Below are 7,937 nucleotides of genomic sequence, written 5' to 3'. Positions count from 1 at the left end.
TCCCCGTCCCACCTGGGCGGAGTGCCGAGCTACCCTGGGCGGCGGCCGCGCCCCACGGCGCCCCGCCCCGGACGAGTGCCCGCCGTACCCGGACCGACAAGACGGCGCGCAGAACAACGATCATGAATCACGACGTCCTGCAGATCCTGGGCGCTTTGACCGTGCTGGGCGGGTATGTCGCCAACCAGCTCGGCTGGACCGGCCCCCGCTCGCTCGGTTACCTGATCGCCAACACCCTCGGCGCCGGCGTGCTCGCCTGGCTCGCCTGGACCAGCCGCGACTGGGGCTTCCTGCTCCTCGAAGGCGTCTGGGCCATCGTCAGCGCCGCCGGCCTGCTCTCGGCGCTCCGCTCCCGCCGCCCCGCAGACCCCACCGCCACCGCCTGACCACACCCACGCCCGCGCCGCGCCCTGGCATGGCATGGCGCGTGGCGTCGGCTGGCACGACAGTTTCGGGGAAACTGCACCCACCCAGCCCGCACAAGCCCCAGTTTCCCCGAAACTGCACCCGACCGCCCCCGCCAGCGCCCGCGCCCCGCACCGCCCTGCGTTGATCATGAAGTTAGGGCAGCGACACGCCGTCGAACACGCCCTTAAGTTCATGATCAACGCAGCGCAGCGCGGGGCAGCGCAGCGCGGGGCGGGGCAGCGCAGCGCGGGGCGGGGCGGGGCGGGGCGGGGCGGGGCCGCAGGGGTGTGCGGTCAGGGGGTGGTGGCAGGGGGGTGCGGGTGGTCCAGGGTGAACGCGCGCGGGCCCGGGCCGTGCGCGGCGAGCAGGTCCAGGCGGGCGCGGCCCTCCTGCAGGGTGGGCAGGTGGCCGCGGGGCACCCACCAGAGCGCGACGTGCGCCGCGAGGCCGCTGCTGTCGAACCAGTTCCTGCGCAGCTTCATCGCGTCCAGGTGCAGCCCGCTGTAGAGGTACGCGCGCAGCGCGTCGAGGGACTCCCACACCGACAGGTTGGCCATGATCAGCGGGCCGAACACGGCCTCGGTGCCGGAGTCGTCGGGGATCCGCCACACGAACCCGGGGGCCGCCTCGGCCTGCACGTTGACCGCCGCCGCGCGCCGCACGAAGCCCCACATCACCGGGTCGCTGAGCGGCGCCCGCATCCGGGTGATGTTGACCTGCGCGAGCTGGACGTCCATGGTGGACACCCTAGCCCGTGCCCGCGTACCCCATGATCCTCAGTCGTCGTCGACGCCGAGACCGGCCAGGACCTCGGCCAGCTCGTCGGGCTTGATCAGCACCTCGCGGGCCTTGGAGCCCTCGGAGGGGCCGACGATGCCGCGGGTCTCCATCAGGTCCATCAGGCGGCCCGCCTTGGCGAAGCCGACCCGCAGCTTGCGCTGCAGCATGCTGGTCGAGCCGAGCTGCGACACCACCACCAGCTCGATCGCCTGCACGAGCAGCTGGAGGTCGTCGCCGATCTCCTCGTCGATCTTCTTCTTGCTGTCCTGCACCGGGGCCAGCACCTCGGGCCGGAACTCCGGTTCGCGCTGCTGCTTGCAGAACTTCACGATGTCGTTGATCTCGTTCTCGCTGACCCACGCGCCCTGGATGCGCTGCGGCTTGCTGGCGCCCATGGGCAGGAACAGGCCGTCGCCGCGGCCGATCAGCTTCTCCGCGCCGGGCTGGTCCAGGATGACCCGGGAGTCGGCCAGCGAGCTGGTCGCGAACGCGAGCCGGGACGGCACGTTCGCCTTGATCAGGCCGGTCACCACGTCCACCGAGGGGCGCTGGGTGGCCAGCACCAGGTGGATGCCGGCCGCGCGGGCCAGCTGGGTGATGCGCACGATCGAGTCCTCGACGTCGCGCGGGGCGACCATCATCAGGTCGGCCAGCTCGTCGACCACGACCAGCAGGTACGGGTACGGCGTGAGCACCCGCTCGCTGCCCGGCGGCGGCTTGATCTGCCCGGCCCGCAGCTTGCGGTTGTAGTCGTCGATGTGGCGCACGCCGGCCGCGGCCAGGTCGTCGTAGCGCATGTCCATCTCGCGGACGACCCACTCCAGCGCGTCGGCGGCCTTCTTCGGGTTCGTCACGATCGGGGTGACCAGGTGCGGGATGCCCTCGTAGCCGGTCAGCTCGACGCGCTTGGGGTCGATCAGCAGCAGCCGCACCTGGTCCGGCGTGGCGCGGGCCAGGATCGACACCAGCAGCGAGTTCAGGCAGGAGGACTTGCCCGCGCCGGTCGCGCCGGCGATCAGGATGTGCGGCATCTTGGCGAGGTTGGCCACCACGTAGCCGCCCTCGATGTCCTTGCCCAGCGCCACCACCATCGGGTGCTGGTCGCCGGTGGCCGTACGCGAGCGCAGCACGTCGCCGAGCGCGACGTCCTCCCGGTCGGTGTTGGGGATCTCCACGCCGACGGCGCTCTTGCCCGGGATGGGGCTGAGGATGCGCACGTCGGGGCTCTTGACCGCGTACGCGATGTTGCGCGACAGCGCGGTGATCCGCTCGACCTTCACGCCGAGCCCCAGCTCGACCTCGTAGCGGGTGACCGTCGGGCCGCGGGTGAACCCGGTGACCGCCGCGTCCACGTCGAACTGGTCGAACACGTGCGCGAGCGCGGCGATGACCTCGTCGTTGGCCTTGGATCGGGCCTTGGCCGCCTCGCCCTGCTTGAGCAGGTTCGCCGGGGGCAGGGTGTAGTCGCCGCCGAGGCTGGGCAGCAGGAGCTGCTCGGTCTTGGTCGGCGGCGGGGTGTGCGCCGGGGCCTCCTTGCGGCGCGGCGGCCGGGGCGCCCGCTCGATGGCGACCGTCTCCTGCTCGGCGAGCTGCCGCTCGATCTCCGCGTCGTCGAAGTCGTCGTCGGGGTCCGGGTCGGTGAACGCGGCGGGCGGGGTGAGCCGCTTACGGCGGCGCGGCGCCGGGACCTCCTCGTCGACGTCCTCGGCGGAACGTTCCGGGGTGGCCACGCCCATGACGGTGTCGCGCAGCCCGGCCAGCCGCTCCGGGATCTTGTTCACCGGCGTCGCGGTGATCACCAGCACGCCGAAGGTGAGCAGGATGAGGAAGAGCGCCCCGGCCACGAAGCCGGTGATCCAGCCCGCCAGGCCGCCGCCGACGAGCTTGCCGAGCAGGCCGCCCGCCTGCTCCATCTGGGTGACGTCCACCGGGTCCAGGCTGATGTGCAGCAGCGCGGTCGAGGCCAGGGTGAGCGCGGTCCAGCCGACGATGCCCCGCCCGCGCTGCGCCGGGTCGGCGTCGGAGCGCATGACCCGCACCCCGCACACGCACAGCAGCAGCGGCAGCGCGGCGGCGGTGGCGCCGATGAAGAAACGGGTGGTGTCGCCCAGCCAGTTGCCGAACTGCCCCGCGCCCTGCCCCCAGATGGCCACGCCGAACAGCACGGACAGGCCGATCAGGAGCAGTCCGAGGCCGTCCCTGCGGTGTTCGGGGTCGAGGTCGCGGGCCTTGGCGGCCTGGCTGCCGGCGGCGCGTACGAGCCAGCCGAGGCCGTGCGCGACGGCCATCCAGATCGCGCCGAGCAGCCGTCCGAGCAGCGCGGCGGGGTTGGTGGTGAAACGCGGCCGCCGCACCCGGGCGCGCGGCCGGCGGGCGGGCGTGCGCCGCGCGGGCTGGCGGGCTGCCTGTCGGGTACGCGCGGCCGTGGCCTTCGTCGGCGTGGCTGCTCGACGACGGCTCGGTTGGGAGGTACGGCCCGCCATGCCGAACACGGTAACCCCTCCGCGTTGATCATGAATCCACGAAACGCCTAAGCGGCGTGTCGGATCCATAACTCCATGATCAACGCGGAGGAGCCACAGCGGACGGTCGGGATCAGACCTCCAGCACGGAGGGGACGATCATGGGACGGCGGCGGTAGGCCTCGTTCACCCACCGGCCGACGACCCGGCGCACGATCTGCTGAAGCTGGTGCGCGTCGGTCACCCCGTCCAGCGCGGCGCGGTCCAGCGCCTCGGTGACCAGCGGCAGCGCGGGGTCGAACGCGGTCGGGTCCTCGCTGAAGCCCTTCGCCGACAGCAGCGGGCCGCCCACCACCTTGCCGGTGACCGAGTCCACCACCACGGTGACCGCGATGAAGCCGCCGTCGCCGAGCACCCGGCGCTCGGTGAGCAGGCTCTCGCCCACGTCGCCGATGGCCAGGCCGTCCACGTAGACGTAGCGGCTCTTCACGTGGCCGACGAGCTTCGCCTGGCCGTCCACGAGGTCGACCACGTCGCCGTCCTCGCAGAGCACCACGCGCTGCGGGTCCACCCCGGAGTCGATGCCGAGCTGGGCGTGCGCGCGCAGGTGCCGCCACTCGCCGTGCACCGGCATCAGGTTGCTGGGCTTGACCACGTTGAGCAGGTAGAGCAGCTCGCCCGCCGGGGCGTGGCCGCTCACGTGCACCTTGGCCACGTCCTTGTGGATGACGTTGGCACCGGCCCGGGCGAGCTGGTTGATCACCCGGTACACGCTGGTCTCGTTGCCGGGGACCAGCGAGCTGGCCAGCACGACCGTGTCGCCGGGGGCGATGGTGATGTGCCGGTGGTCGCCGGTGGCCATCCTGCCCAGGGCGCTCATCGGCTCACCCTGCGAGCCGGTGGACATCAGCACGATCTGGTCGGGCGGCAGGTTCGCCGCCTCCTCCATGTTGACCACCAGGCCGGCCTTGACCTTCAGCAGGCCGAGGTCGCGGGCGATGCCCATGTTGCGGACCATCGAGCGGCCGATCAGGGCCACCTTGCGGCCGTGCTCCTCGGCGGCGTCGAAGACCTGCTGCACCCGGTGCACGTGCGAGGCGAACGAGGCCACGATGATGCGGCCGGTCGCCTTGCCGAAGATCGACGCCAGCACCGGGCCGATCTGCTTCTCGGGCGTCACGAAGCCGGGGATCTCGGCGTTCGTCGAGTCCGACAGCAGCAGGTCCACGCCCTCCGCGCCCAGCCGGGCGAACCCGGCCAGGTCGGTGATGCGCCCGTCCAGCGGCAGCTGGTCCATCTTGAAGTCGCCGGTGTGCAGCACCAGGCCCGCCTCGGTGCGGATGGCGACCGCCAGCGCGTCCGGGATCGAGTGGTTGACGGCGAAGAACTCCAGCTCGAACGGCCCGAGCCGCTCCCGCTGCCCCTCGGCGACGGTCAGCGTGTACGGCGTGATGCGCCGCTCGGCCAGCTTCGCCTCGATCAGGGCCAGGGTGAACTGCGAGCCGACCAGCGGGATGTCGCTCTTGTGGGCGAGCAGGTACGGCACGGCGCCGATGTGGTCCTCGTGGCCGTGCGTCAGCACGATGGCCTGGATGTCGGCCAGGCGGTCCAGGATCGGGGCGAAGTCGGGCAGGATCAGGTCCACACCCGGCTGGTCGGCGGTGTCCGGGAACAGCACCCCGCAGTCGACGATCAGCAGCTTGCCGCCGAACTCGAACACGGTCATGTTCCGGCCGATCGCGCCCAGGCCGCCCAGCGGGATGACCCGCAGGCCCCCCTCGGGCAGCGGCGGCGGGGCGCCGAGATTCGCGTTACGCCCGGATTCTAATTGCGGCGCGGTCAATATGTATCACTCCCTCAGGTGTACCGGCGCGGGCGCTGCCGTTCAGGGCTGCGGCGCACGCACCGTCGTGCTGGGGCGGCGCGGGCCGCCCGGTGGCGTCTAGATCGGCAGGCCGGCGTCCGCGCAGTCGGTGCGCAGTTGCGCCAGCTCCGCCTCGGTCGCGTCGACCAGTGGGGGCCGGACCGGGCCGGCGGGCAGGCCGCGGGCGTTCATCGCCGCCTTCACCAGGATCACGCCCTGGGTGCGGAAGATGCCGGTGTACAGGGGAAGCAGCTCGAGGTGCAGGCGCCGGGCCGTGGCGACGTCGCCGCGCTCGTACGCCTCGATCATGTCCTTGGTGCCGCGGCCGGTGAGGTGGGTGGAGGTGCCGACCACCCCGACGCCGCCCACCGACAGCAGCGGCAGGGTGGCCGCGTCGTCGCCGCTGTAGTACGCGAACTCGGCACGGCGCATCACCCAGCTCGCCGCGGCCAGGTCGACCTTGGCGTCCTTGACGCCCACGATGCGCGGGTGCCCGGCCAGCGTCACCATGGTCTCGGTGCTGATGGCGACGCCCGTGCGGTGCGGGATGTCGTACAGCAGCACGGGCAGGTCCACCGCGTCGGCGACGGTGGTGAAGTGCTTGATCAGGCCCGCCTGCGGCGGCTTGTTGTAGTACGGCGAGACGACGAGCAGGCCGTGCACGCCGGCCTTCTCGGCCGACCGGGCCAGCTCGACGGTGTGGTGCGTGCTGAACGTGCCCACCCCGGCCACCACCCGCGCCCGGTCACCCACCGCCTCGACGACGGCGCGCAGCACCGCCTCCTTCTCGGCGTCGGTGGTCGTCGGCGACTCACCGGTGGTGCCGTTGATGACCAACGCGTCGTTGCGCTGCTCGTCGACGAGATGTACCGCGAGGGCGGCCGCGCCGTCGGGGTCGAGCGACCCGTCGGCGGCGAACGGCGTGACCATCGCGGTGAGCAGGCGGCCGAATGGCCGTTGAGCGTCGTTCGTCATGCACACAACCTAGCGGACCGGAGCAGGGTCGAGAGCTGGCCTCACGACTCCCAGGTGTACACGCTGGAGGCGATCTCCGTGCCGTCCGGCAGGGCGCTGACGGAGAAGTCGCCGAACACGTTCGGGGCGAGTTCCTGCAGCTGGCGCAGGGTGGCGATGGCTAGCTCGCGGATCTCGACGTCCGCGTGCTCGGTCGCCCGCATCGCGATGAAGTGGCGCCAGGCGCGGTAGTTGCCGGTGACCACGATGCGGGTCTCGGTGGCGTTCGGCAGCACCGAGCGGGCGGCCTGGCGCGCCTGCTTGCGGCGCAGCGTGGCGTTCGGGACGTCGGCGAAGGTCGCCTCCAGCCCCTCCAGCAGCTCGTTGTACGCCCGCACCGCGGCCTCGCTGGCCTCGACGAACTTCTTGTGCAGCTCGGGGTTGGCGGCGATCACCGCCGGCTCCACCATCGCGGCGTCGCGCTCGGGCACGTAACGCTGCGAGAGCTGCGAGTACGAGAAGTGGCGGTGCCGGATCAGTTCGTGCGTGAAGGAACGTGAGACGCCCGTGAAGTAGAAGGTCGCGGTGCCGTGCTCCAGCACGGACAGGTGACCCACCTCCAGGATGTGGCGCAGGTAGCCCTCGTTGGTGGCGGTGGCCGGGTTCGGCTTCGTCCAGGACTGGTAGCAGGCCCGGCCGGCGAACTCCGCCAGCGCCTGGCCGCCCTCGGCGTCGGTCTCCCACGGCACGTCGGCCGGGGCCTGGAAGTTGGTCCAGGCGATCAACTGCACGTGGGGCTTCACCATCTCAGTCACGGGGCCAGCTTAGCCGTCGGCCGTCGATGATCCGCTGGTGGGATATGGCCGCCACTGTCCGGAAAGCGATACCGGGCGGCAGCATGACGTCATCGTTCCGCCATCTGACATCACGATGACACTTGCGCGACGTCACTCATGACGTCATAGTGATGTCATGGACCTGTCCCCGTACCTCGAATCGCTGCGGCGGGATCTCGCCGCCGCGGCGGCGCCCGCCGGCGACGACATCGCCCGCACCGCCGAGCTGCTGACGCTCGCGCTCGACGCGTCCGCCCGGCTCTGCCTGATCGAGGTGCTGGCCGACGCCACCGCCGAGATCACCACCAAGCTCGACGGCCCGACCGTCGAGGTGCGCATCCGCGGTCGCGAGGCCGACCTCGTGGTCAGCCACCTCGCCCCGCCCGCGTACGAGGCCGCGCCCCCGCCGGCGCCGAACCCGGCCCTGACCGAGGGCGGCGACCAGGCGCGGCTCACCCTGCGCCTGCCCGAGCAGCTCAAGGAGGCCGTCGAGAAGGCCGCCACGGCCGAGGGCGTCTCCGTCAACTCCTGGCTGGTGCGCGCCACCGCGAACGCGCTGCGCCCGGTCACCCCGCCCACCCACCACCTCGGCCGCCGGGTCACCGGCTACGCCCAGGCCTGACCGAAGGAGAC

7 protein-coding genes and 1 riboswitch are annotated in these 7,937 nt (G+C 72.0%); of the genes, 2 read left to right on the top strand and 5 right to left on the bottom strand.

Annotated elements, in window-relative coordinates; genetic code table 11:
- Positions 1-54: 54 nt before the first annotated feature.
- Positions 55-111, top strand: a riboswitch (guanidine-III (ykkC-III) riboswitch).
- A gap of 11 nt (positions 112-122) precedes the next feature.
- Entirely contained in the window at positions 123-386 is a 264-nt protein-coding gene (locus tag Cba03nite_RS35565) for a CBU_0592 family membrane protein (RefSeq protein WP_203756202.1), read from the top strand.
- Between the two features lie 315 nt (positions 387-701).
- Here Cba03nite_RS35565 and Cba03nite_RS35560 read toward each other — a convergent pair whose 3' ends face one another.
- From Cba03nite_RS35560 to thyX, 5 genes are all read right to left on the bottom strand, one after another.
- Entirely contained in the window at positions 702-1,145 is a 444-nt protein-coding gene (locus Cba03nite_RS35560; RefSeq protein WP_203756199.1) for a DUF3291 domain-containing protein, read from the bottom strand.
- Positions 1,146-1,184: 39 nt separating this feature from the next.
- Complete coding sequence (locus Cba03nite_RS35555) at positions 1,185-3,671, bottom strand: DNA translocase FtsK (RefSeq protein ID WP_203756197.1); 2,487 nt, start codon at positions 3,669-3,671, stop codon at positions 1,185-1,187.
- Between the two features lie 112 nt (positions 3,672-3,783).
- Positions 3,784-5,493: a ribonuclease J gene (locus Cba03nite_RS35550; protein WP_203756196.1), complete on the bottom strand. Its 1,710-nt coding sequence runs from the start codon at positions 5,491-5,493 to the stop codon at positions 3,784-3,786.
- A 99-nt stretch (positions 5,494-5,592) separates the two neighbouring features.
- Entirely contained in the window at positions 5,593-6,489 is an 897-nt protein-coding gene (gene dapA / locus Cba03nite_RS35545; RefSeq protein ID WP_203756195.1) for a 4-hydroxy-tetrahydrodipicolinate synthase, read from the bottom strand.
- Positions 6,490-6,530: 41 nt separating this feature from the next.
- A complete protein-coding gene (gene thyX / locus Cba03nite_RS35540; protein WP_203756225.1) occupies positions 6,531-7,274 on the bottom strand; it encodes an FAD-dependent thymidylate synthase in 744 nt (247 codons plus the stop codon).
- A gap of 166 nt (positions 7,275-7,440) precedes the next feature.
- Between thyX and Cba03nite_RS35535 the strand changes: the two genes are divergently transcribed.
- A complete protein-coding gene (locus tag Cba03nite_RS35535) occupies positions 7,441-7,926 on the top strand; it encodes a toxin-antitoxin system HicB family antitoxin (RefSeq protein ID WP_203756194.1) in 486 nt (161 codons plus the stop codon).
- Positions 7,927-7,937 lie beyond the last annotated feature (11 nt).

The sequence above is a fragment of the Catellatospora bangladeshensis genome, assembly GCF_016862575.1.
GTDB classification, from domain to species: Bacteria; Actinomycetota; Actinomycetes; order Mycobacteriales; family Micromonosporaceae; genus Catellatospora; species Catellatospora bangladeshensis.
The sequence above is the reverse complement of the archived record's forward strand: the minus strand, read 5'-3'. Positions and strand labels throughout refer to the sequence as shown.

Coding starts and splice junctions, on each gene's coding strand:
- Cba03nite_RS35565 (WP_203756202.1), top strand. CDS start 123: ATGAATCACGACGTCCTGCAGATCCTGGGCGCTTTGACCGTGCTGGGC.
- Cba03nite_RS35560 (WP_203756199.1), bottom strand. CDS start 1,145: ATGGACGTCCAGCTCGCGCAGGTCAACATCACCCGGATGCGGGCGCCG.
- Cba03nite_RS35555 (WP_203756197.1), bottom strand. CDS start 3,671: ATGGCGGGCCGTACCTCCCAACCGAGCCGTCGTCGAGCAGCCACGCCG.
- dapA (WP_203756195.1), bottom strand. CDS start 6,489: ATGACGAACGACGCTCAACGGCCATTCGGCCGCCTGCTCACCGCGATG.
- thyX (WP_203756225.1), bottom strand. CDS start 7,274: ATGGTGAAGCCCCACGTGCAGTTGATCGCCTGGACCAACTTCCAGGCC.
- Cba03nite_RS35535 (WP_203756194.1), top strand. CDS start 7,441: ATGGACCTGTCCCCGTACCTCGAATCGCTGCGGCGGGATCTCGCCGCC.